Origin of the sequence: Streptomyces sp. NPDC088097 (genome assembly GCF_044741845.1) — a bacterium.
Classification (GTDB): Bacteria; Actinomycetota; Actinomycetes; order Streptomycetales; family Streptomycetaceae; genus Streptomyces.
The window spans coordinates 645577-668409 of sequence record NZ_JBIUTJ010000003.1; the positions used below are offsets into that span (position 1 = coordinate 645577).

Genomic DNA, 22833 nt, shown 5'->3' on the forward strand with positions numbered 1-22833 from the left:
CACCCGTAGGTAGTCGGGCCTCATAGGCTGGCGCCCATGATGGTCTCCGCCGCCCTCCTCCTGCTCGGCGCACTGACCGCGGTGCTCGCGCCCCGCCTGCTGGCGCGGGCCCGGTGGCCCGAGCGCGAACCGGTCGTGGCGCTGTGGGTGTGGCAGTGCGTGGTCGCCGCGACGCTGCTGTGCCTGGCCCTGTCGATGCTGCTCAGCTCCGCCGCGGCCTGGGAGGCGGTACGGGGCCGGCTCTTCGCCGCCGCCCCGCACGGGGTGGTCGACGCGTACGCCTTGGGCGCGGCCGGCGGGCCCTGGGCCACCGGCACCGCCCTGGCCCTGGCCGGCGGGGGCCTGTGGACGGGCTGGATGCTGACCCGGGAGGTGCTGCGGGCCCGGACCGGGCGGCGCAACCGGGGCGCCGAACTGCGCCTGCGCGCGCCGCTGTTGCCCGGAGAGGACGCGGAGGCGACCCGACTGGTGGTGTTGGAGGGACCGCGCCCCGAGGCCTGGTGGCAGTCGGGACCGGCGCCGCGCCTGGTGGTGACCACGGCGGCGCTGGGCCGGCTCAAGGGAAGCCAGCTGGACGCGGTGCTGGCGCACGAGCAGGGGCACGTGGCCGCCCGGCACGACTGGCTCCTGCACTGCTCGCGGGCGCTGTCGCGGGGCTTCCCGCAGGTGCCGGTGTTCGCCGCGTTCGAGGCGGAGATGCACCGCCTGGTCGAACTGGCCGCCGACGACGTCGCCTCGCGGCGCTACGGGCGCCTCACGGTCGCACTGGCCCTGGTCGGCCTCAACGAGGACAAGGGGGTCTTCGGCCCCTCCCCGGATCCCGGGGCGCACGACGTGCCCCAGCGGGTCCGGCGCCTGCTGTCGGCCGCTCCCCGCCTCTCCCCGGGACGGCGGCTGCGCCTGACGGCGCTGGCCACCCTGGTCCCGGCGGTGCCGCTGCTGGTGGCCTTCGTCCCGGGGCTGAGCGCGCTGGCGTGAGGACGGGCCGGAACCGGGAACGGGGACGCCGGCCGGGAAGGGATCGGGCACCGGAGCGGCTCCGGGCACGGAAAACGGGGCGTCCCTCCGGGGACGATCCCCCGCGTCGCCCCCGGGCGGAACGCCCCGCGCGCTGAGTATATTGGCTCGGAGCCAGTCAACGCAGGAGTAAGCATGTCCCCGCGCAGCGCAACGGTCAATGAAGAATTGCGCAGACGTTCCCGGGAGCGGCTGCTGCGCGCCACGGTCGAGCTGGTCTCCGAACGGGGGTACGAGGCGACGAAGCTCGGCGACATCGCCGACCGGGCGGGCGCCGCCCGCGGACTCATCTCGTACTACTTCCCCGGCAAGCGGCAGCTCCTCCAGTCGGCCGTGCACCGGCTGATGCACCTGACCCTGGAAGCGGCCTTGGAGCGGGAGCCCTCCCGGGAGCACGGCGGTCCCTCCCCCGAGGACGACGGGCGCGAGCGCATGGCCCGGGCGATCGACGCGATCCTCGGGCTGGCCCGCGACCACCCCCGGCTGATGCGCACGCACATGGCCGGCATCCTCCAGGCGGAGGGGTTCATCCAGTGCCCGGAGCAGCAGCGGCTCGCGCAGCTACTGCGGGACACGGTGGTGCGGTACGGATCGGCGGACGTGGACACGGACTACCCGCTGTTGCGCGCGCTGCTGATGGGGGCCGTGGTGGCGGTGCTGCTGCCGGGGGCGCCGATGCCGCCGGCCCGCCTGCGGGCGGAGCTGTTCCAACGGTTCGGGCTGGAGTGGGAGCTGGGTGTCCCGCCGGACGGCGGACCGCCCGGCGGAACGTTTCCGCATTGAGCGTCAGCGGTAGTCGGGCTGGGTCTGCACGTTGAGCCGGTCCATCCGCACCCACGCGGCGCTGTCGGTCCGCCGGTCGTCGAGCTTCAGCACGTCGAGGCCCTTGACGATGTCGTTCGAGTAGATGTGCCCGTTGTAGTAGTACGCGGACCAGGAGCCGCCGAGGCCGAGGGCGTCGGTGGTCAGCGGGCCGCGCTCGAAGTAGGCGATCTCCCGGGGGCGGGTGGAGTCGGTGAAGTCCCACACGGAGACACCGCCCTGGTACCAGGCCTGCACCATGATGTCGCGGCCTCCTCCGACCGGGACCAGCGAGCCGTTGTGGGCCACGCAGTTCTCGGTGTCGGCCTGGTGCCTCGGGATCTTGTAGTAGCTCTTGAAGACCAGCTTGCGCTGGTCCCCGCGGCCGGTGATCTCGTAGATCCCGTCGGCGCCGCGGTTCGGCCCGGTGGCCTCGTTGCAGGTGGCGCTGGACCCACCGCCCAGCTCGTCGGTGAACACCACCTTGTCGGCGCGCTCGTTGAAGGTGGCCGAGTGCCAGAAGGCGAAGTTGACGTTGTCCTGCACCCGGTCGATGACCCGGGGCCGCTCGGGCTCGCTGATGTCGAAGAGGATGCCGTCGCCCATGCACGCGCCGGCGGCCAGGTCCTTCGACGGCAGCACGGTGATGTCGTGGCAACCGGTGGTCTTGGAGACCCCGGGGTTGGTGGGCGCGCCCGGGTTGCCGCCGTCCGGGAAGAGCACCGGGAAGCCGACCACCGAGGCCTGGGTGGGGGCCTTCTTCGGGACCTTCACGACCGAGATGCCGTCGTGCGGCGGCTTGCAGTCCGGGAAGGCCTCGTTGGGCGAGTAGGAGGCGACGTAGAGGTAGATGTCACGGGAGCCCGGCACCAGGGTGTGGGTGTGGGAACCGCACGCCGTCTCCACCGACTTGATGTACTTCGGGTTCTTCTTGTCCTTGATGTCGAAGATCTTGATGCCCTCCCACGAGGACTTCTCCGTGGCCGGCTGCGAGACGCTGTTGCAGGAGTCGTCGCTGCGGGAGGAGTCGGTGGAGAGGAACAGCAGGTCGCCGGAGACCGAGATGTCGTTCTGGCCGCCCGGGCAGAGGACCCGCGTGACCACCTTCGGGGTCTTGGGATTGCCGATGTCGTAGATGACGAAGCCGTCGTAGTTGCCGGCGTAGGCGTACCGGCCCTGGAAGGCGATGTCGGAGTTGATGCCGTCGGGATTCGCGCTGGGGATGTTGGCCAAGGGCTTGAGGTTGCGGCTGTGCACGATCTCGTCCCGGCCGGGGATCTCCCCCGGTGCGAGCTCGCGCTCCTGTGCTGAGCCGGCGCTCTGCCGGGATCCGGACCCGGGTGATAAGTCCCCGGGGTCGGGTGTGGCCGACGCCGGTCCGGCGGCGGCCAGCATCGTGGCGAGGAGTCCGGCCGCGGCCAGGGCCGCCCCCAGACTGCGGTGGTGCGCTCTGGCGGTGTGCGACGAGGTCACTGTGCCTCCCGTGGGGCCCGTGCGTTTCGCTCCTCTGGGGAACGGAACCTGGACCACGGCAGTATGTTCCTTTCCATGGACATGGCAAATGCATTACTCGGCCGATTCCTGGCGGCGGCCCTGACCGCCGGACTCCTCCTCGCCCTCACCGGCTGCGAGGACGGCGGGGCGAAAGCCTCGGGCGACGGATCCGTGGTCGTCGCCCCGGGCAGACCGGGCGAGGAGGCTCGCGTCCTGTCCCCCGAACAGGCCGCCCGGGAGCGCCCCGACGACACCCCCAACGCCGCCGACCGGGCCTACGTACGCCACATGATCGAGCACCACCGACAGGCCCTGACCATGAGCGCGCTGGCCCCCGACCGGGCCTCGGCGGACGGGGTGAAACGGCTCGCCGAACGCATCGCGGCCGCGCAGGCGCCGGAGATCGGGGCCATGGAGAAGTGGCTCGCGCGCCACCCGCTGCCCACGGGCGCCGCGAGCCCCCAGGACCACTCCGACCACGCCGCGATGCCCGGCATGGCCACGGAACAGCAGCTCGAAGAGCTGGGGCGGGCCCAGGGGCCGGACTTCGACCGGCTCTTCCTGAAGCTGATGACCGCCCACCACGAGGGCGCCGTGAAGATGGCGGGCGAGGCCCTGGCCGGCGGCAACAACGTCGCCGTGGAGGAGATGGCCACCGAACTGGTCGCCACCCAGACCACCGAGATACACCGGATGCGCGCCATGGGCTGACGGGTGCGGGGCCCGGTGTCATGCTGGGAGGCACCTGCGGGAGGAGCTCCGCCGTGCTTCGTGTCGCCGTCGTCGGTTCGGGCCCCAGCGGGGTCTACGCCGCGCAGACCCTCGTGCAGCAGCGCGAGGTGCCGGGCGTGCGGGTCGACGTGCTGGACCGGCTGCCGGCCCCGTACGGACTCGTCCGGTACGGGGTGGCGCCCGACCACGAGAAGATCAAATCGCTGTCCGGAAGCCTGCGCTCGGTGCTGGAGGACGACCGGATCCGCTTCCTCGGGAACGTCGAGGTCGGCGGTCCGGCGCTGTCCACGGCCCGGTTGCTGGAGCTGTACCACGCGGTCGTGTACTGCGTGGGCGCGGCCCGGGACCGGCCGCTCGGCATCCCCGGCGAGGAACTGGACGGGGTGCACTCGGCGACGGCCTTCGTGTCCTGGTACAGCGGGCACCCCGACGCCGGGGCCTTCGACCTGACCGGGGTGCGCGCGGCGGTGGTGGTCGGGGCCGGGAACGTGGCCGTGGACGTGACCCGGATCCTCGCACGGGGCGCGCCGGAGCTGGAGCCGACCGACATGCCCGACGCGGCGCTGGGCGCGCTGTCCGGCAGCGGCGTACGGACGGTGTCGATGGTGGCCCGGCGCGGGCCCTCGCAGGCCAGGTTCACCACGAAGGAACTCCGCGAACTGGGCGCCCTGGCGGGGGTGGAGGCCTTGGTGGTCCCGGCCGAACTCGCCACGGACCCGGCGTACGCGGACGGGGGCGCGGCCGCCGCCCTGCCGGCGGTCGCCCGGCGCAACGTCGAGGTGCTGCGCGGTTGGGCTCAGGCCGCGCCCGACCCCGGGGCCGCGCGCCGCGTCACCCTGCGGTTCTACCTGCGGCCGGTGGAGGTGCTGGGCGGCCCGGACGGCCGGGTCCGCGCGGTGCGCTTCGAGCGGACCGCCCCGGACGGCGCGGGCGGGGTGTTCGGGACGGGCGTGTACGAGGACCTCGACGCGCAGCTGGTGCTGCGTTCGGTGGGCTACCTGGGGGTTCCGTTGGAGGGGCTCCCCTTCGACCCCGTCCGGGGCACGGTCCCGCACGCGGCGGGCCGGGTGCTGCGCGCGGGCCGGGCCTCGGTCGGCGAGTACGTGGCGGGGTGGATCAAGCGGGGGCCGACCGGGGTGATCGGCACCAACCGGCCCTGCGCGAAGGAGACGGCCTCCTCGCTGCTCCAGGACGCGGGCGCGCTGGCCCGCCGGGAGCTGCCGGGCGATCCCCTCGAAGCGCTGCGCGCGGCGGGGCTGCGCCCGGTGGAGTGGCCGGGCTGGCTGGCCATCGAGGCGGCCGAGGGGGAACTGGGCCGCTCGCTGGGCCGCCGCTCGGTGAAGATCCCCGACTGGGCGGGCCTGCGGGGCGCGGCGGGGCTGACGTAGGGGACGCGTCCGCGAAACCCCGGCCGGCGGGCGGTGTCCGCGGGGCCTCCCCTGGGCCGTCGCCGTCCCGTCCGGCCCTCCTTCCGTGGCGTGCGCACGATGGGCTAGGTTCCGTGACGTGACCGAGGATCTTGGGCGAGTGCTGGCCGGACGGTACCGACTGTCGGGGTTACTGGGCCGGGGCGGCATGGGGACGGTGTGGCGTGCCCACGACGAGCACCTGGACCGGGAGGTGGCCGTCAAGGAACTGCGCCTCCCCGAGGACCTCGACCCCGTGCGCCGGGAGTCCTGGACGGCCCGCCTGGACCGCGAGGCGCGCGCGGCGGCGCGGTTGAAGCACCCCGGGGTCATCACCGTCCACGACCGGGTCACCGATGAGGACGGACGCCCCTGGATCGTCATGGAACTGGTCCACGGGCCTTCCCTGGACGACCTGGTCAAAGCCGAGGGGCCGCTGCCGCCCGAGCGGGTCGCGCGGATCGGCCTCCAGGTCCTGGACGCGTTGCGCGCCGTACACGGCATGGGCATCACGCACCGCGACATCAAGCCCGCCAACGTGCTGCTCGAAGGCGAGCGGGTGGTGCTGACCGACTTCGGGATCGCGGCGCTCGAAGGCGATGTGACGCTGACGCGTTCGGGCGCCCTCCTGGGAACCCCGGTCTTCATGGCCCCCGAGCAGGTGCACGGGCTCGCGGCCACCGCCGAGTCCGACCTGTGGTCCCTGGGCGCGACGCTGTTCACGGCCGTGGAGGGGCGCCCGCCCTTCGCGGGCTCCGGCGCCGTGGCGGTGTTCGTCGCCGTCGCGACCGAGGAACCGGCCCCGGCCGTCCTCGCCGGGCCGCTCGCCCCCGTACTGGCGGGCCTGCTGCGCAAGGATCCGGCCGAGCGCCTGACCGCCGAGGCCGCCCACCGACTGCTCCGCGCGCTCGCGGACGCTCCGGCGCCCCCTCCGCCGTCGCCCACCCTCGCGTTCACCGGGACCGGAGGGTCCGGCGGGGCAGGCGAGGTGGGTGAGGGTGGTCCCGGCGCGCGCCCCGAGGCCGAATCCGGGGCGGCGGCGCGGAACGCGGGGAACGCCCGGCGCCCCGGCAGGCCGGGGGTCGTCGCCGTACTCGCGCTCGCCCTCGTCCTCGTCGGTGTGCTGGCCTGGGCGCCGTGGCGGGAGTCCGGGCACGACGGCCTCGCGGACTCCCCCGGCGCCGGCTCCTCGGCGCGGTCCGGCCCCTCGGCCTCACCGTCCCCGTCGCCGCCGGCTTCGGCCACGCCCTCGGCCACGCCGCCTTCCTCGTCCTCGCCTTCCTCGTCCCCGCCCGGCACGTCCCCGGCGGCCGTGCCGGGGCGCCCGGCGCACACCCCGCTCGACCGGGCGGCGATCGACCGGGTCGTCACGACGTACATGAACGGCCTGGCCGATCAGGACATGACGGCCCTGCGCCGGGGCACCTGCCCCCGGTTGCGCTCCACCCTGCTCGGGTTCGCGCTCAACGGCTACTACGTGGCCCGCTGGGAACTGCGGCCGTACGAGGTCCCCGCCTCGATGGACCAGCTCAGCATCGAGGCGCGGATCACCCAACAGGATCCGGAGACGGGCGGGTTGGCCGGGGACATCGACTACCAGTGGATCGTCGAACGCGACGCGGGCGGCGACTACTGGGTCTGCGGCTGGCTCAACGGGCGCTGAGCGGACGCCCCGGGCACCTCAGGCCGGGCCGGGGGCACCCGACACCGGCAGCCGGGCCTCCTCGGCGGTCGCGGCCGTGAGGACGGCGTCCAGCAGCCCCGGGAAGAGAGCGTCCAACTCCTCGCGGCGCAGGCCGTTCATCTTGGCGGTGCCCCGGTAGGTCTGCCGGACCACTCCGCTCTCGCGCAGTACGCGGAAGTGGTGGGTGGTCGTCGACTTGGTGACCGGCAACACGAAACGGGAGCAGGCCAGTTCGGTGTCCGAGCCGGCCAGTTCCCGGACGATGGACAGCCGCAGGGGGTCGGAGAGCGCGTGCAGCACGCCTTCGAGCCGGATCGCGGCCGGATCGGGGTGGACGAGCGCACGGGCCGTGTCACGTTCCGTCATGTCCTGCTCCACTCGTCGGGCCCGCCGGGGCGCGGCGTTCTGCGGGGTCCATCGTACGAGAACGGTCGTAGGACGGGAGGGGTGGGAGCGGCGCGGGCCGTGGGGCGGGCCCGCGCCGCACCCGGTTCACCAGGAGCGGTGGTACGGGGCGGGCGTACGGATCTCCGCGCCCAGTTCGGCGGCGGCGCGGCGGGCCCAGTACGGGTCCCGCAGCAGCTCCCGGCCGAGGAGGACGGCGTCCGCCTCGCCGTTGGCCAGGATCTTCTCGGCGTGCTCGGGCTCGGTGATCAGGCCGACGGCGGCGACGGGGAGGGCGCTCTCGGCCTTGACGCGGGCCGCGAAGGGCACCTGGTAGCCGGGGCCGAGGGGGATGGTGACCCCGGGGGCGAGGCCGCCGGTGGAGACGTCGAGGAGGTCCACCCCGTGCGCGAGGAGCAGGTCGGCCAGCCGGACCGTCTCGTCGGCGGTCCAGCCGTCCTCCTCCAGCCAGTCGGTGGCGGAGATCCGGAAGAAGAGCGGGAGTGCCTCGGGCCACACCTCCCGTACGGCGTCTACGACTTCGAGGGCGAAGCGGGTGCGGTTCTCGAAGGAGCCGCCGTAGGAGTCGGTGCGCCGGTTGCTGTGCGGGGAGAGGAACTCCCCGATGAGGTAGCCGTGGGCGCCGTGGATCTCGACGACCTCGTAGCCCGCGTCGAGGGCGCGGCGGGCGGCGGCCGCGAACTGGCCCGTGATCTCCTCGATCTCCTCGACGGTGAGGGCGTGCGGTTCGGGGTGGCCCTCGGCGAAGGGCAGGGCGCTGGGGGCGCTGGGGCGCCAGCCGTGCGCCTCGGGGCCGAGGGGGCGGCCGCCCTTCCAGGTGCGGTCGGTGGACGCCTTCCGACCGGCGTGGGCGATCTGGATCGCCGGGACCGCGCCCTGGGACTTGACGAAGGAGGTGATCCGGCGCAGCGCCTCGACCTGGGTGTCGTTCCAGATGCCGAGGTCGTAGGGGCTGATGCGGCCCTCCGGGGAGACCGCGGTGGCCTCCTGGACGATCAGGCCGGTGCCGCCGGTGGCGCGGGCCGCGTAGTGGGCGAAGTGCCAGTCCCCGGCCACTCCGGCGTTCGGGCCGGAGGGCTCGGCGCTGTACTGGCACATCGCGGCCATCCACACGCGGTTCGGCACGGTGACCGAACGCAGGGTGTAGGGCTGGAACAGGGCGGCGAAAGCGGCGGGGGCAGCACTCATCAGGCTCTCCAGACGACCGGGCGCGCACCGGGGATCGGCGCTAAGTACGAGAACCATCGTACTACGAAATCTCTCGTAGTACGAGAGATCCCGTACAAGACTGCGCGGAGTTCACGGAGCCGTCACACGGCTCGCTGTCGGTGCGGCGGTGCAGACTGGGACGGAACTGCCGTGTGGGACGAGGACGTCCGGAGGTGTCGGCCATGACCGACGTGCTGCTGCTCGCGGGGACCCGCAAGGGGTTGTTCATCGGCCGCCGCCGGGGATCCGCCCCCTGGAAGTTCGACGGGCCGCACTTCAACGCCCAGGCCGTCTCGGCGGTCGCCATCGACACGCGGGGCCCGGCCCCCCGGCTGCTGGTCGCCGGGGACAGCTCCCACTGGGGCCCCTCCGTCTTCAGGTCCGACGACCTCGGGGCCACCTGGGACGAGCCGTCCGAGCCCGCCGTGCGCTTCCCCCACGACACCGGCGCCTCACTGGAACGGGTCTGGCAGCTGCATCCGGCCGGACCTGAGGCCCCGGACGTGGTCTACGCGGGGACGGAGCCGGCCGCGCTGTTCCGCTCCACCGACCGGGGCGAGTCCTTCGAGCTGGTCCGCCCCCTGTGGGAGCACCCGACGCGCGGCGGCTGGGTGCCGGGCGGGGGCGGCGAGGGGCTCCACACGGTGATCACCTACCCGCGCGACCCGGACGCGGTGACGGTGGCGGTGTCCACCGCCGGGGTGTTCCGCACCCGCGACGGGGGCGCGAGCTGGGCCCCCTCCAACCACGGGGTCTCGGCGGTGTTCCTGCCCGACCCGAACCCGGAGTTCGGCCAGTGCGTGCACAAGATCGCCCAGGACGCCGGGGACTCCGGCCGGCTGTACCTGCAGAACCACTGGGGCGTCTACCGCAGCGACGACGCGGGCACCGAGTGGGTCGACATCGGCGCCGGACTGCCCTCCGACTTCGGCTTCGCCGTCGCCGCACACCCCCACCGCCCCGACACCGCCTACGTGTTCCCGCTCAACGCCGACTCCGACCGGGTCCCGGCCGAGCACCGCTGCCGGGTCTTCCGCACCCGGGACGCGGGCGCCACCTGGGAGCCGCTCACCAAGGGCCTCCCGGACGGGGACCACTACGGCACGGTGCTGCGCGACGCCCTGTGCACGGACGACGCGGACCCGGCGGGCCTCTACTTCGGCAACCGCAACGGCGAGCTGTACGTCGGCCGCGACGACGGCGACTCCTGGGAGCTGCTGGCCGAACACCTGCCGGACGTCCTGTGCGTACGGGCCGCCGTCCTGCGTTGAGCGGCGCGCCCCGATCGCCTCGGCGTCAGGACGTCAGGGCAGGCGCCAGTCGACGGGCTGCGCCCCGAGGGAGGCCAGGGCCTCGTTCGTCCGACTGAAGGGCCGTGAGCCGAAGAAGCCCCGGTCCGCGGACATCGGGGACGGGTGCGCCGACTCGATGGCGGGCAGGCTCCCCAGGAGCGGGCGCGCGTTGCGGGCGTCACGTCCCCACAGGATCGACACCATCGGCTTCCCCCGGGCGGCGAGGGCGCGGATCGCCTGCTCGGTGACCTCTTCCCAACCCTTGCCCCGGTGCGAGCCGGGCTTGCGGGGCGCCGTGGTCAACGCCCGGTTGAGGAGCAGGACGCCCTGACGGGTCCACGGGGTCAGGTCGCCGTTCGAGGGGCGGGGCAGGCCGAGGTCCGTGTGCATCTCCCGGAAGATGTTCTCCAGGCTGCCGGGGACCTGGCGGACGTCCGGGGCGACGGAGAAGCTGTGCCCGTTGGCCATGCCCGGGGTCGGATAGGGGTCCTGTCCGACGATCAGCACCCTGACCTCGTCGAAGGGCTGCTGGAAGGCGCGCAGGATGTTCGGCCCGGCGGGCAGGTAGGTTCTGCCCGCGGCCACCTCCGCGCGGAGGAAGTCCCCGCAGGCCGCGATGTGCCCGGCCACCAGGGCGAGGGCGTTCGCCCAGCCGGGCTCGACGAGTTCGTTCAACGGTTGAGCTGCCACAATCGATCACTCTACTGGCGTAGTGGACCTTCCCTCACCAGGGAGGCCGGCCGAGCACGGGCCCACCTCGGGCCCATCGCGGGGCAGCCGGTGGGCGCGCACGGCGCGTCGACTGGGGCTCGCGGTCAGTCAGTTGAAACGTGTATGACATTCAACGGATAAATACGGACAGATGCCGCCCGATAAGGCCCTGCCCGAACACCTGGTTCCGACAAGCCAGTAGCATGCGGCGCCATGAGCTCCCCCACTGGGCCCGCAAATGGCCTGCCCGTACGAATGCCGCGACCCCGCCAGACCGGACGGCACCGCCGGCCCGAGCCCGCGGTGGCGCCCGAGGGCGCGCCCGCGCTGGTGCTCGCCGTGCCCGGTGCCCCTTCGGCCGCCTCGCGTGGGCTGGCGGAAGAGATCATCAGCATCGGCCGCTCCGAGCTGCCCGGCCTCGACGCCCGGATCGGCTACCTCGACGGCGACGACACCGAGGGCGCCGAGTTCCCCTCCCTCTCCGGCGTGCTGACCGCCGTGGCGAACGAGCGCAACGCGCGCGCCGAGTTCGCCCGGTCGACGGGCGCCGACGTGCCCGCGCCGACCGGCCCGGACGCCGTGGTCGTGCCCCTGCTCGCCGGTCCCGACGGGGACCTGCTGCGCCGGGTGCGCCAGGCACTGATGGACTCCTCGGCCGCCGCCGAACTGGCCGACGTGCTCGGTCCGCACCCGCTGCTCGCCGAGGCCCTGCACGTGCGGCTCTCCGAGGCCGGCCTGGCCCGCGCCGACCGCGCCCGCCTGTTCACCGTGGCCACCGCCGCGGACGGCATCATCCTGGCCACCACCGGTGGCGAGGAGGCCGTCCAGGCCGCCGGGATCACCGGGATGCTGCTGGCCGCCCGGCTGGCCGTGCCCGTGATCGCCGCCGCGCTGGACCAGGAGGGCTCGGTGGCCGCCATCGCCGCCGAGCTGCGCGGTTCCGGTTCCACGCAGCTCGCGCTGGCCCCGTACCTGATCGGCCCCGAGGCGGCCGAGGGTCTGCTGGACACGGCCTGCAAGGAGGCCGAGTGCGCCGCCGCCGAGGTGCTGGGCTCCTACCCGGCGCTCGGCAAGCTCGCCGTCTCCCAGTACAGCGCCGCCCTCGGGATCACCCTGGGCGCCTCCACGCACTGACCGCGAGCGGACGAGCACGACGGCCCCCACCGACGGACGCCCCGCGTCCGTCGGTGGGGGCCGTCGTCGTCTCAGCCGAAGACCACGCAGCTGACGGCGGGCACGGCGATCGAGCCCGCGCGGCGCGGGTGTCCGGTCCGCGGGTCCACGGCGAACCACGTGACGTCCCCCGAGTGCTGGTTGGCCGCGTACAGCCGGCCCCCGGCGGGGTCGTGCGCGAGATCGCGGGGCCAGCGTCCGCCGCAGTCGACGGTGTCCGTGAGCCGCGGCTCCTCGGGGCCGCCGGCGAGGGAGAAGGTGACCAGGGTGTCGGATCCGCGCACGGCCGCCCAGAGGAACCGACCGTCGGGCGAGGCGACGATCGCCGAGGGATAGGCCCGCACGGCCCCTGGGGCGGCCCCGGAGTCGAGCGGAACCTCCGACACCGGTTCCAGTCGCCCGGACACCGCGTTCCACCGGCAGACGGTCACCTGCGGCTCCAGCTCGTGCAGTACGTAGACCACCTCGCCCGCCGGGTGGAACGCGAGGTGGCGCGGGCCGGTCCCGGCGCGCAGCGCGGTCTCCGCGTGCACCCGGGGGGCGCCGCCGGCGGGGTCCGGCTCGCAGACGCGTACGGAATCGGTGCCGAGGTCCACGCTGAGCACCCAGCGCCCACCCGGGGCGGGGAGCACCTGATGGGCGTGCGGACCTTCCTGGCGGTCGGCGTCGGGCCCGGAGCCCCGGTGTTCCAGGACCGCGGCGGGGCCGACGGGGGCGCCGTCGGCGTCGAGCGCGAGGCTGCTGACACTGCCGGAGGTGTAGTTGGCGGTGTAGAGCCGGGCGCCGGCGACGCCGAGGTGGGTGGGGCCCGCGCCCCCGACGGGTACGGGCGGGCCCAGCGGGGCCAGAGCGTGCCCGGTGGGGCGGAAGGCCGCCACCGCTCCCCGGTCCGTCTCGCTCACCGCGTAGAGCACGCCCGTGTCCGCCGCGACGGCGAGGTACGAGGGGTCGGGCAGGGAGGAGGTGGAGTCGAGCACGGTGGGTGCTCCGGTGTCCGGATCCACGGCCGCGACGGTGACGCCGCGGCCGCCCCCCGAGGTGAACGAGCCGAAATAGACCCGGTGGCCGCCGCTCCGGTCGGTACTGTCCGCGTCGCCCACAGGTCCCTCATCTTCGCCGTCGCCGGATCCGTACCGGGCCGACGGTAACAGAAGGTCTAGACCAAGTCCCGCCCTCTGGCCCGATCCTGGGCTCCGGAGTGGTGGACGTAGGCCGTGGCGCTGGGCCGGTCCTCGTAGGTGCGGTGGAACACGGGGGTGGCGGAGCCGGAGATCGGCGGGACGATCCAGGACCAGTCCGCGCCGACCTCGCGCCCGCGGCGCTCCTCGCGTTCGAGGTGGGAGAGGAAGCGCCGGGACTCGGTGTGGTGGTCGGCGATGGTGACCTTGGCCCGGTCGAAGGACTCCAGGACCGCCCGGTTGAGTTCGACCAGCGCCCGGTCCTTCCAGAGGGAGCGGTCGCTGGAGGTGTCCAGCCCGAGTCTGCGGGCGACGGCGGGCAGCAGGTTGTAGCGGTCGGTGTCGGCGAGGTTGCGGGCGCCTATCTCGGTGCCCATGTACCAGCCGTTGAAAGGGGCGGCCGGGTAGTGGATGCCACCGACCTCCAGACACATGTTGGAGATGGCCGGGACGGCGTGCCAGCGCAGGCCCCAGTCCGACCAGTCGTCGGCCCCGTCCGGGTGCCGGATCGGCACCTCCAGCACGGCGTCCGCCGGGGTCTCGAACCAGCGGGGCTTGTCGTCCACCCCCTGGACCACGAGCGGGAGGAGGTCGAAGGGGGTGCCCGCGCCACCGGACCAGCCGAGCCCCAGCAGGGCTTCGGTGAGCGGGGCGTTGCGGGCGTCGCCCACGGTGACGGAGGGGTGGTCGCCGTACCCGGCGTACCGCACCAGTTGCTCGTTCCAGATCAGCGGGCCGGGGCGGTTCGGGGCGTCCGGGGCGAAGACCGTGATCGTGGGCCGGACCCGGCCCCCGTTGGTGGCGTCGCGCAGGTGCTCGAAGCACTCCCGCGCGACGTCCTCGGCCTCGGTCAGGTTGCGGCGGTCGCGCACCCGCAGCGAGTTCCAGTAGAGCCGACCTATGCAGCGGTTGCTGTTGCGCCAGGCCACGCGGGCGCCGTGGACCAGCTCCTGCGGGGTGTGCCGGTAGGTTCCGGACTCCGCCAGTTCGGCTCGTACGGCCGCGAGTCGGGCGCGCGGATCACCGGCCTCCGGGTTCTCCCGGTGGAAGAGTCGGATGAACTCCTCGGCTTCCTCCCACACCTGCGCGGTGTTCGAGTGCTGCTGCAGTATTTCCATCCCGGGCCGATACCCCCTGTCCGACCGGATTCACCCCGTACGTGCCGGATGAATGTGCAAGGAACAATCACCCGTTGTACATGCCACAGGTCGCCGGCGGAACTCCGCGGCCCGGGGAACACACCTCCGAGTGATCTTCATTTGTACGACTGCGGGAGGCGCAGGCCGGGGCGTATCATCCCCGGCGGTCCGGGCGTTGGGGCGGACCGGCCCTCAAGACCGTCCGACCCTCAAGGCGGACCGGCCCCCAAGGCCGCCCGCCCGTCCAGACCGCCCGGCCCCCTCAACCCGCGGCCGCCGCCAGTCGCGGGGCGCTCGGGGAGCTGTGCAGCGGGGCCGCGAGTTCCGCCAGGGTCCGCTCCAGGCGGTGCAGGTGCGCGAGGGCGGGGCCGGCCGCCGCGGGCTGGGGCGCCGGCCCGGAGGCGAGACGCTCCCCCGCCGTCAGGGCCTCCACCGCGGCCTCCACCTGCCGGCAGGCGGCGGCCAGTCGGGCGTCGTGCGAGGCGTCCGGGTCGGCGGCCACCGCGACGAGTCCGCGCACCTCGCGCGAGCAGTCGTCGAGCAGGGCGATGACCTGACGGGCGCGGGCCTTGCGGGCGGGGAAGGGGCTCAGCGGGTGGACGAGGGGGGCGAGGGCCATCCGCACCCGGGCGAGCAGGACCACCAACTCGGCGGCGTGCGGAGCGGGGTCCGCGGCGGCGGAGCCGGCGAGCCGGGCGGTGGCCTCGGCGGTGGCCCCGTGCACGCACCGCAACGCGCGTTGGATCCAGGCGTCGTTGGTGGCGTGGGTGGTGACCGGGAGGACGAGGAGCACCGCGAGCGCGGCGCCGATCGCCCCGACGGCGGTCTCCTGGAAGCGCAGGAGCAGCAGGCCGGGGTGCAGGACGCCGAGGAGCCCGTAGAGCAGACCGGCCATCACGGTGACGAAGAACATCATCCAGGAGTAGGAGGGGGCGGCGGTGTAGAAGATGCCGAAGACGCAGACGGCGACGAGGACGGCGGTGGGGGCGGGTGCGCCGTGCAGGGGGACGGCGATCAGCAGCCCGGCGGCGATGCCCAGGACGGTGCCGAGCACCCGGCGGAAGCCGCGCACCAGGGTCTCGCCGCGCGAGGTGGTGTTGACGAAGATCCACCACGCGGTGCCGACGGCCCAGTACCAGCGGTCGTCGGAGAGCGCCTGCCCGATGGCCAGGGCGAAGCCGCAGGCCGCGGTGGCCTGGAAGGCCTGCCGGGTCGTGGCCCGGGCCAGCCCGGCGCCGGGCAGCCCCGGCGGCGCGGGGGCGGGCGGGGTACGGCGCTCGATGGGCCAGAGCAGGAAGCGCGCGGCCCCGGCGGCGAGCAGGGCCAGTCCGACGGCGGCGAACAGCTCCGGGAGCTGGGCGGGCACGGCGTGCAGGAACTGGGTGACGAAGAACATCATGAAGGCGAAGATCCCGAGGGCGTGTCCGCGCGGGCCGAAGCGCCGGGCGTAGACCCCGGCGAAGACCACGGCCAGGAAGGCGGCGTCCCGCGCCTGCGGCATCCCGTGGAGGGTCGTGGCCAGCGCCAGGACCGGGAAGCCGGCCACCGGGAGCAGGGCCGTGGTGAGGCGCTGCGCGCGCACGGTCGCGTCGAGCACGGTGAAGAGCGCGAGGAGGGCCGCGAGGCCTCCGGTGATCGAGGCGGTGCGCGAGAGCCCCGCCAGTTCGGCGACGGCGACGGCGAGTCCCACGCCGACGACGGCGCGGGCCGAGTTCCTCAGTCTCATCAGCCCCGGATCCGGAGCCACGAACATCCTCTTCACGGCGGTGTGCCGCCCCCCTCGCGATGACGCACGCCGACCCGTCTCCGCCCGGGGGTGGTGGGCGGCGTACGGGCACGGCGAAGGCGCCGCGCTCCGGACCGGCGTCATTGCCGTCCGGCGCCGCGCGGCGCCGAAACTACATGGATACGACACAGATAAGCATCCGGAGGCCCGTTGGCTCAAGTCGTGGACCGGTGACCGGGCCAATGGCACACCCGCACGTCCCCGGGGCCGGTCCACCGAGTACCAACGGACCCCGTCCGGTCGGCCACCCCGCGTTCCGCACGCCGGCCCGCGCTGGACGGAGTCATTCCGCACGTGAGAACCATTACATTCATGCCGGATTAGCCCCTTTCGGGTGAATCATGGATGCTCGGAAACATCGTCTACGGGCCGCTGTCGCGGCCTCGCCGCCCTCCCCGGGCGACGCCACAGGGAGTGACATGGGACGCGCGGGCAGCAGGACCGGGAACCGACGGATCGCCCTCACGGTGGCGGGCGGCGCCGTCGTACTCGGCCTGGGCGGCCTCTACGTCACCGGACTGGCCGCCGGCGACGACGTGGCCGCGGGCACCCGGGTCCGGAGCGTGGACATAGGCGGCATGAGCCGGGCCGAGGCCCGCCGCACGCTGGACCGTGAGCTGGGTCCCGCCGCCGCCGCCCCGGTGGCCATGAAGATCGGCGACCGCGTCGAGGAGGTCGCCCCCGACGCCCTGGGGCTGTCCCTGGACACCGCCGCCACCGTCGACCGCGCCACCCGCTCGGGATACGACCCCGTCACCGTCGTGGGCCGCCTCTTCGACTCCGGCGAGCGGCGGCAGGTCGAGCCCGTGGTCCGGATGGACGAGGACACCGCCCGCGCCGCCGTCGGCCGGATCGGCGAGAACACCCGGCAGCAGGTGCGCGACGGCCTGATCACCTTCGACAAGGGCACGGCCAAGGCCGTCACCCCGCAGCCGGGCATATCCCTGGCCGAGGACCGCGCCGCCGCCACCCTGCTCGACGCCTACGAACGCGGGCAGACCGGCCCCGTCGTGATGCCGGTCGAGCGCACCGCGCCGCGCATAGGAGCCGAGGAGACCGGACGGGCGCTGCGGCAGTTCGCGCGGCCCGCCATGTCGGCCCCCGTCACGCTCACCGTCGCCGGCTCCCGCATGTCCATCAGCCCCGCCGTCCTCGGCGAGCACCTGCGGATGGAGGCCGACGGGCAGGACCGCCTGGTCCCGGCCCTCGATTCCAAGGGCCTCCTCGCCGACCCCGCCGTCGCCCGCCCCGTCCGGGATGCCTCCGGGACGCCCCGCGACGCCGACCTCGGCCTCGACAACGCCGGTCGCGTGGTCGTGGAGGACCACGGCAGCACCGGACACCAGGTCACGGAGGCCGCCCTCGGCAAGGCCGTACTGCCCCTCCTCACCCGTACGGGCGAGGCCCGCAGCGGCGAGGTCGCCACCGTGAAGGTCGAGCCGGACCTGACGAGCGCCGAGGCGCAGCGCCTCGGGATCAAGGAGAAGCTCTCGTCCTTCACCGTGAACTTCCCGGCCGCCCCGTACCGCACCACCAACATCGGCCGCGCCGTCGAGCTGATCAACGGATCCGTGGTCATGCCGGGCAAGGAGTGGAGCTTCAACCGCACCGTCGGCGAGCGCACCAAGGAGAACGGCTTCGTCGACGGGATCATGATCAATGACGGCCGGTACGTGAAGTCGCCCGGCGGCGGGGTCTCGGCGGTCGCCACGACCATGTACAACGCCGCGTTCTTCGCCGGCGTCAAGCCCGTCGAGCACGGCGCGCACTCCTTCTACATCGAGCGTTACCCGGAGGGCCGCGAGGCCACGGTCGCCTGGGGCAGCCTGGACCTGCGGTGGCTCAACGACTCCGGGCACGCCCTCTACGTGCAGGCCGAGTCCACCCCCACCTCGCTGACCATCACCCTCCTCGGCACGAAGAAGTACGACGAGGTCCGGGCGACCAAGGGGCCGCGCACCAACATCACGCCGCCGGCCAAGGTCACGGGCAGCGGGCCGACCTGCGAGGTGCAGACCCCCCTGGAGGGCTTCGACGTGACCGTCGGCCGCCAGTTCGTCCAGGGCGGCAAGGAGGTCAAGCACGAGGAGTACAAGACCCACTACACCCCGCGCGACGAGGTCACCTGCGCCCCCGCGGCCACTCCCCCGGCTCCGGCCGCCTCTCCGGGTTCCTCGGCTCCCCCCGCCCCCGCGACCGCGCAGAGCACCCTCGTCACGGCGGCCGGCCTGCGCCGATAGGGGCCGAAGGGGGCGGAACGCCACCCCGGCCCGGGGCGACCGCGTGTGATCGTCGGGACGCGCACGGCTCCGACCCGGGGCCGGCGGCGCCCGGAGGTGCTACAAATGGGGACGTGACCCTTCCTCGCCACCCGTGCCGGGTACCTCGGTGCGGTCACCCGTAGGCAAGAGAACCAGGAGCGTCGCCGGACAGGTCTTCGTCCTCCAGGTGGCGATCGTGGTCCTGCTCGCCGCCGGGGCCCTGCTGGCCCTGCTCCTCCAGTCGCGGCACGACGTCGACCGCGAGGCGCGCAACCGCTCCGTGGCCGTCGCCGAGACCTTCGCGCACTCCCTCGGCCTCCAGGACGAGCTCAAGGCGGCCGACCCCTCCGCCGTGCTCCAGCCGCTGGCCGAGGCCACGCGCAAGGACGCCGGGGTCGACTTCATCGTCGTGATGGACACCGACGGCATCCGCTACACGCACCCCCAGCCGGACCGCATCGGCAAGCGGTTCGTCGGCACCATCGGCCCCTCGCTGGCCGGTCAGGTCCACACCGAGAGCGTCCAGGGCCCCCTGGGCAAGGAGATCCAGGCGGTGGTGCCGGTCACCGCGCCCGACGGCAAGGTCGTCGGGCTCGTGTCGGCGGGCCTCACGGTGAAGAACGTCACCGGGGTCATCGACCGCCAGCTCCCCGTCATCCTCCTGGCCATCGCCACCGGGCTGGCCCTCGCCACCGTCGGCACGGCGCTGATCAGCCGACGTCTGCGCCGCCAGACGCACGGCCTCGGCACCCAGGAGATGACCCGGATGTACGAGCACCACGACGCGGTGCTCCACGCCGTCCGCGAGGGGGTGCTGATCACCGACGGCGACGGCCGGCTCCTGCTGGCGAACGACGAGGCCAGACGGCTTCTCGGGCTGCCCGAGGACACCGACGGACGGCACATCGACGACGTGCCGGAACTCGACCGGCGGATGGCGGACCTGCTCCTCTCCGGGCGCGAGACCACCGACGAGGTCGTGGAGAGCGGCGAGCGGCTGCTGGTGGTCAACCAGCGGCCCACCCACGCCCACGGCCGCCCGGAGGGCTGCGCCGTCACCATCCGCGACTCCACCGAGATGCGGGTGCTCACCAGCCGGGCCGAGACGGCCCGCAAACGGCTCAAGCTGCTGTACGACGCGGGCGGCGACATCGGCACCACGCTGGACGTGGTCCGCACGGCCGAGGAACTCGCTTCCGTGGTCGTCCCGCGGTTCGCCGACTACGTCACGGTCGACCTCGCCGACCAGGTGCTCGACGGCGACGAACCCACCCCCGGCGCCGACATGCGGCGCACCGCCGTCAACGGCATCCGCTCCGACCACCCGCTCTATCCCCGGGGCCGGCTGATCGACTTCCTGCCCTCCACCCCGCAGGCGCGCGGGTTCGGCACCGGCAAGGCAGAGCTGGTGCCCCACCTGTCCGACGCCCCCGGCTGGCACGCCCAGGACCCGCCGCGCGCCCGGGCCATCGTCGACTACGGGATCCACTCCCTGATCACGGCGCCCCTGAAGGCGCGCGGCGTCGTGCTGGGCGTGGTCAACTTCTGGCGTTCGCAGAAGCCCGAGCCGTTCGACGAGGACGAGCTGTCCCTGGCCGAGGAACTCGTCGCTCGGGCTGCCGTCAGCATGGACAACGCCCGCCGCTACACCCGCGAGCACGCCCTCGCCGAGACCCTCCAGCGCAGCCTGCTGCCGCGCGCGCTGCCCGAGCAGAGCGCCGTGGAGGTCGCGCACTTCTACCTGCCGGCCCAGTCCGGGGTCGGCGGGGACTGGTTCGACGTGATCCCCATGCCAGGCAGCAGGGTCGCGCTGGTCGTCGGCGATGTCGTCGGACACGGCCTGCACGCCGCCGCCACCATGGGCCGGCTGCGCACCGCCGTGCACAACTTCTCCTCCCTCGACCTGCCGCCCGACGAGATCCTCGCCCGCCTCGACGATCTGGTGCAGCGCATCGACCACGACCGCCAAGGCGACGAGGACGGCGCCGGCGACGGCTCGGACGGCGGTGGTGTCCTCGGTGCGACGTGCCTGTACGCGGTCTACGACCCGGTGTCCCAGCACTGCACGATGGCCCGGGCGGGCCACCTGCCGCCTCTGGTGGTCGCCCCCGACGGCACCACGGAGTTCGTGGAACTGCCGGCCGGTCCCCCGCTGGGTCTGGGCGGCATGCCCTTCGAGACCGCCGAGCTGTACCTCGCGGAGGGGAGCCAGCTCGTGCTGTACACGGACGGGCTGATCGAGGAACGCACCCGCGACATCGGCGAGGGCATGGAACTGCTGCGCACCGCGTTGAGCCACCCCGGCCGCGACCCGCGCGAGAGCTGCGCGGCCGTCCTGGACGTCCTGCTGCCGGTCCGCCCCACCGACGACGTGGCCCTGCTCATCGCCCGGACCAAGACCCTCGGCCCGGACCGGGTCGCGCAGTGGGAGGTCCCCTTCCAGCCGGACGCGGTGGGCGCCATCCGCAACGCCGCCTCCAAACAGCTCGACGCCTGGGGCCTGACGGACCTCTCCTTCGCCACCGAACTCATCCTCAGTGAGCTGATCACCAACGCCCTGCGGCACGGCGGCGCCCCGGTCCGCGTCCGGCTGCTGCACGACCACACCCTGACGTGCGAGGTGTGGGACGGCAGCAGCATCGCCCCGCACCTGCGCTACGCCGCCACCACCGACGAGGGCGGCCGCGGTCTCTTCCTCGTGGCGCAGCTCAGCGAGCACTGGGGCACCCGCTACACGCCCTACGGCAAGGTCATCTGGGCCGAGCAGGCCCTCCCCGGCTCGCCCGGCTCCCCCGGTCCGGCGGGGCCCTCCCTCGCGGACTTCCTCGACGTGGAACCGATCTGAGCCCCGCCTGCTGAGGTCGCCGGGCACGGGGTCGGCGAGGAGCATGGGGGCATGGACGCAAACGTGGACGTGGACGTTCTGGTCGTCGGCGCCGGCCCGGTGGGGCTGACGGCCGCGGGCGAGCTGCGTCGACGCGGGGTCTCCTGCCGGATCGTGGACCGGCTGCCCGCGCGCCTCCCGTACGCCAAGGCCGTGGGCATCCAGCCGCGCACCCTGGAGCTGTGGGACCGGATGGGCCTCGTCCGGGCGGCACTGGACGCGTCGGTCCCGATGCGGGGGCAACTGGTCTACGTCGACGGGGTGCAGGGCGAGCGGATCGACCTGGCGCTGCCCCCCGAGGTGCCGTACGGGTTCGCCGCCCTGCCGCAATACGAGACGGAACGGATCCTGGAGGAGTTCCTGGCCCGCTTCGGGACCCTGATCGAGCGGAGCGCCGAGCTGGTCTCCTTCGTCCAGGACGCCGGCGGGGTCAGCTCCGTGCTGCGCACCGCCACCGGTGAGGAGGAGGTCCGCAGCCACTACCTGGTCGGCTGCGACGGGGCGCACAGCGCGGTCCGCAAGGGGCTCGGGCTGAGCTTCGAGGGCGGGGCCTTCGCCGAGGAGTACATGCTCGCCGACGTGGAGATCGGCTGGGACCTGCCGGCCGGATACGCGGTGCGCTCCATGCACCTGGACGGCGACGGCAAGGTCGACGACCTCCTGGTGTGCGTCCCGCTGCCCGGCGAGGGCCGCTACCGCGTGTCCATGCAGGCGCCCCCGGAACTCTCCGCCGGCTCCGGCGCCGACCCCGCCGACGGGGTGGCGCACGGGCTGGGGGACGGCTCCCGCTCCCCCGGCCTCGCCGACGTACAGGCCGTGCTGGACCGGCTGTCGCCGCGGCCGGTGACCGCCTCGACCCTGCGCTGGTCCTCGGTGTTCCGCATCAGCCACCGGCTCGTGGACCGGTACGGCGAGGGCCGGGTCTTCGTCGCCGGGGACGCGGCGCACATCCATCCGCCGACCGGCGCGCAGGGCATGAACACCGGGATCCAGGACGCCTGGAACCTCGCCTGGAAGCTGGCCCTGGCCGTCGACGGCGCCGACCACCCGGCGCTGCTCCCCAGCTACGACGCCGAACGCCGGCCGGTGGGCGAGGAGGTGGTCGGGCGGACCGTCCGGCACGCCGCCCAGGGGGTGCGGGCCGACGCGGAGGACCCCGCGACGCTCATGCTGCGGGAGGCGCAGCTCCTCGTCGCCTACCCGGGGAGCCCGGTCGTGCTGCGGCCCGACGCGGATCCCGGGCGCGCCGGCGCGGCCGGGCCGGGCGCCGGGGAGCGGGCCCCGGACTGCGGCGGGCTGGTCGGGGAGATCGCCGCGTACCCGCAGCGGCTGTACGACCTGCTCCGGGAGCGCGATCACGTACTGCTCCTGTACGGGGACGAGGGGGACGGACTGCCCGCCCTGACGGACGGGCTGCCGGCGGCGGGACGGCTCACGGCGTACGCGGTCCTCTCCGAGGGCGGGACCGCGCGGTCGGGAGCCGCCCCGCCCGTGTTCCGGGACGCGGGCGGCGAGTTCGCCCGCCTCTACGGGGTGCGCGGGCCGACCGCCTTCGTGGTCCGCCCGGACGGCTACCTCGGCGCCCGGCTCGAACCGCCCACGCGGGAGGGCCTGGGGGCGTATCTGGCGGGGGTCTTCCGGGACTGACGGGGCACGCCGCT

17 protein-coding genes are annotated in these 22833 nt (G+C 73.9%); 10 read left to right on the plus strand and 7 right to left on the minus strand.

All coding sequences use genetic code 11. The annotated features are described in order from the left end of the window. Positions 1-36: 36 nt before the first annotated feature. A complete protein-coding gene (locus ACIOD1_RS13155) occupies positions 37-978 on the plus strand; it encodes a M56 family metallopeptidase (RefSeq protein WP_365623716.1) in 942 nt (313 codons plus the stop codon). Between the two features lie 174 nt (positions 979-1152). Further along, positions 1153-1800 carry a helix-turn-helix domain-containing protein gene (locus ACIOD1_RS13160; protein WP_365623718.1) on the plus strand — a complete coding sequence of 216 codons (648 nt, stop codon included), beginning with the start codon at positions 1153-1155 and terminating at the stop codon, positions 1798-1800. A gap of 3 nt (positions 1801-1803) precedes the next feature. Here ACIOD1_RS13160 and ACIOD1_RS13165 read toward each other — a convergent pair whose 3' ends face one another. Then, entirely contained in the window at positions 1804-3291 is a 1488-nt protein-coding gene (locus tag ACIOD1_RS13165; protein ID WP_401902150.1) for an LVIVD repeat-containing protein, read from the minus strand. Between the two features lie 75 nt (positions 3292-3366). Here ACIOD1_RS13165 and ACIOD1_RS13170 point away from each other — a divergent pair, with 75 nt between their 5' ends. The 3 genes from ACIOD1_RS13170 (at position 3367) to ACIOD1_RS13180 (ending at position 7113) form a co-directional block, all read left to right on the plus strand. Beyond that, a complete protein-coding gene (locus ACIOD1_RS13170; RefSeq protein ID WP_401902151.1) occupies positions 3367-4023 on the plus strand; it encodes a DUF305 domain-containing protein in 657 nt (218 codons plus the stop codon). Positions 4024-4076: 53 nt separating this feature from the next. After that, the gene (locus ACIOD1_RS13175; RefSeq protein WP_401902153.1) at positions 4077-5432 is read left to right on the plus strand and encodes an FAD-dependent oxidoreductase; all 1356 of its coding nucleotides are present in this window, start codon (positions 4077-4079) and stop codon (positions 5430-5432) included. Between the two features lie 187 nt (positions 5433-5619). Next, positions 5620-7113: a serine/threonine-protein kinase gene (locus tag ACIOD1_RS13180; protein ID WP_401902156.1), complete on the plus strand. Its 1494-nt coding sequence runs from the start codon at positions 5620-5622 to the stop codon at positions 7111-7113. An 18-nt stretch (positions 7114-7131) separates the two neighbouring features. Here the strand turns inward: ACIOD1_RS13180 and ACIOD1_RS13185 are convergent, their stop codons facing one another. Both ACIOD1_RS13185 and ACIOD1_RS13190 read right to left on the minus strand, forming a co-directional pair. Beyond that, entirely contained in the window at positions 7132-7500 is a 369-nt protein-coding gene (locus tag ACIOD1_RS13185) for an ArsR/SmtB family transcription factor (protein WP_401902158.1), read from the minus strand. 126 nt (positions 7501-7626) lie between these two features. Next, positions 7627-8727 carry an NADH:flavin oxidoreductase/NADH oxidase gene (locus ACIOD1_RS13190; RefSeq protein WP_365623730.1) on the minus strand — a complete coding sequence of 367 codons (1101 nt, stop codon included), beginning with the start codon at positions 8725-8727 and terminating at the stop codon, positions 7627-7629. A 203-nt stretch (positions 8728-8930) separates the two neighbouring features. Here ACIOD1_RS13190 and ACIOD1_RS13195 point away from each other — a divergent pair, with 203 nt between their 5' ends. Next, positions 8931-10019 carry an exo-alpha-sialidase gene (locus ACIOD1_RS13195; protein WP_365623734.1) on the plus strand — a complete coding sequence of 363 codons (1089 nt, stop codon included), beginning with the start codon at positions 8931-8933 and terminating at the stop codon, positions 10017-10019. Between the two features lie 33 nt (positions 10020-10052). Here the strand turns inward: ACIOD1_RS13195 and ACIOD1_RS13200 are convergent, their stop codons facing one another. Beyond that, positions 10053-10730, minus strand: coding sequence for a uracil-DNA glycosylase (locus ACIOD1_RS13200; RefSeq protein ID WP_401902161.1), 678 nt, complete (start codon positions 10728-10730; stop codon positions 10053-10055). Positions 10731-10964: 234 nt separating this feature from the next. Here ACIOD1_RS13200 and ACIOD1_RS13205 point away from each other — a divergent pair, with 234 nt between their 5' ends. Next, on the plus strand, positions 10965-11885 hold the full coding sequence (locus ACIOD1_RS13205; RefSeq protein WP_365623738.1) for a hypothetical protein: 921 nt from the start codon (positions 10965-10967) through the stop codon (positions 11883-11885). Positions 11886-11956: 71 nt separating this feature from the next. Here the strand turns inward: ACIOD1_RS13205 and ACIOD1_RS13210 are convergent, their stop codons facing one another. The 3 genes from ACIOD1_RS13210 to ACIOD1_RS13220 all read right to left on the minus strand — a co-directional run bounded on the left by ACIOD1_RS13210 (position 11957) and on the right by ACIOD1_RS13220 (position 15994). Beyond that, on the minus strand, positions 11957-13024 hold the full coding sequence (locus ACIOD1_RS13210) for a lactonase family protein (protein WP_365623740.1): 1068 nt from the start codon (positions 13022-13024) through the stop codon (positions 11957-11959). 56 nt (positions 13025-13080) lie between these two features. Next, on the minus strand, positions 13081-14220 hold the full coding sequence (locus ACIOD1_RS13215; RefSeq protein ID WP_365623742.1) for a nitric oxide synthase oxygenase: 1140 nt from the start codon (positions 14218-14220) through the stop codon (positions 13081-13083). A 283-nt stretch (positions 14221-14503) separates the two neighbouring features. Continuing rightward, a complete protein-coding gene (locus ACIOD1_RS13220) occupies positions 14504-15994 on the minus strand; it encodes an FUSC family protein (protein WP_365623833.1) in 1491 nt (496 codons plus the stop codon). 452 nt (positions 15995-16446) lie between these two features. Here ACIOD1_RS13220 and ACIOD1_RS13225 point away from each other — a divergent pair, with 452 nt between their 5' ends. The 3 genes from ACIOD1_RS13225 to ACIOD1_RS13235 all read left to right on the plus strand — a co-directional run bounded on the left by ACIOD1_RS13225 (position 16447) and on the right by ACIOD1_RS13235 (position 22819). Next, a complete protein-coding gene (locus ACIOD1_RS13225; RefSeq protein WP_365623744.1) occupies positions 16447-18267 on the plus strand; it encodes a VanW family protein in 1821 nt (606 codons plus the stop codon). A gap of 148 nt (positions 18268-18415) precedes the next feature. Continuing rightward, the gene (locus ACIOD1_RS13230; protein WP_401902164.1) at positions 18416-21133 is read left to right on the plus strand and encodes a SpoIIE family protein phosphatase; all 2718 of its coding nucleotides are present in this window, start codon (positions 18416-18418) and stop codon (positions 21131-21133) included. A gap of 51 nt (positions 21134-21184) precedes the next feature. Next, the gene (locus ACIOD1_RS13235; protein WP_401902166.1) at positions 21185-22819 is read left to right on the plus strand and encodes an FAD-dependent monooxygenase; all 1635 of its coding nucleotides are present in this window, start codon (positions 21185-21187) and stop codon (positions 22817-22819) included. Positions 22820-22833: the final 14 nt, after the last annotated feature.

What these genes read in the sequence shown, in the direction of transcription:
- ACIOD1_RS13155 (WP_365623716.1), top strand. Translation starts at nt 37, where the DNA reads ATGATGGTCTCCGCCGCCCTCCTCCTGCTCGGCGCACTGACCGCGGTG.
- ACIOD1_RS13185 (WP_401902158.1), bottom strand. Translation starts at nt 7,500, where the DNA reads ATGACGGAACGTGACACGGCCCGTGCGCTCGTCCACCCCGATCCGGCC.
- ACIOD1_RS13170 (WP_401902151.1), top strand. Translation starts at nt 3,367, where the DNA reads ATGGACATGGCAAATGCATTACTCGGCCGATTCCTGGCGGCGGCCCTG.
- ACIOD1_RS13190 (WP_365623730.1), bottom strand. Translation starts at nt 8,727, where the DNA reads ATGAGTGCTGCCCCCGCCGCTTTCGCCGCCCTGTTCCAGCCCTACACC.
- ACIOD1_RS13180 (WP_401902156.1), top strand. Translation starts at nt 5,620, where the DNA reads ATGGGGACGGTGTGGCGTGCCCACGACGAGCACCTGGACCGGGAGGTG.
- ACIOD1_RS13205 (WP_365623738.1), top strand. Translation starts at nt 10,965, where the DNA reads ATGAGCTCCCCCACTGGGCCCGCAAATGGCCTGCCCGTACGAATGCCG.
- ACIOD1_RS13195 (WP_365623734.1), top strand. Translation starts at nt 8,931, where the DNA reads ATGACCGACGTGCTGCTGCTCGCGGGGACCCGCAAGGGGTTGTTCATC.
- ACIOD1_RS13235 (WP_401902166.1), top strand. Translation starts at nt 21,185, where the DNA reads ATGGACGCAAACGTGGACGTGGACGTTCTGGTCGTCGGCGCCGGCCCG.
- ACIOD1_RS13215 (WP_365623742.1), bottom strand. Translation starts at nt 14,220, where the DNA reads ATGGAAATACTGCAGCAGCACTCGAACACCGCGCAGGTGTGGGAGGAA.
- ACIOD1_RS13225 (WP_365623744.1), top strand. Translation starts at nt 16,447, where the DNA reads ATGGGACGCGCGGGCAGCAGGACCGGGAACCGACGGATCGCCCTCACG.
- ACIOD1_RS13220 (WP_365623833.1), bottom strand. Translation starts at nt 15,994, where the DNA reads ATGTTCGTGGCTCCGGATCCGGGGCTGATGAGACTGAGGAACTCGGCC.
- ACIOD1_RS13160 (WP_365623718.1), top strand. Translation starts at nt 1,153, where the DNA reads ATGTCCCCGCGCAGCGCAACGGTCAATGAAGAATTGCGCAGACGTTCC.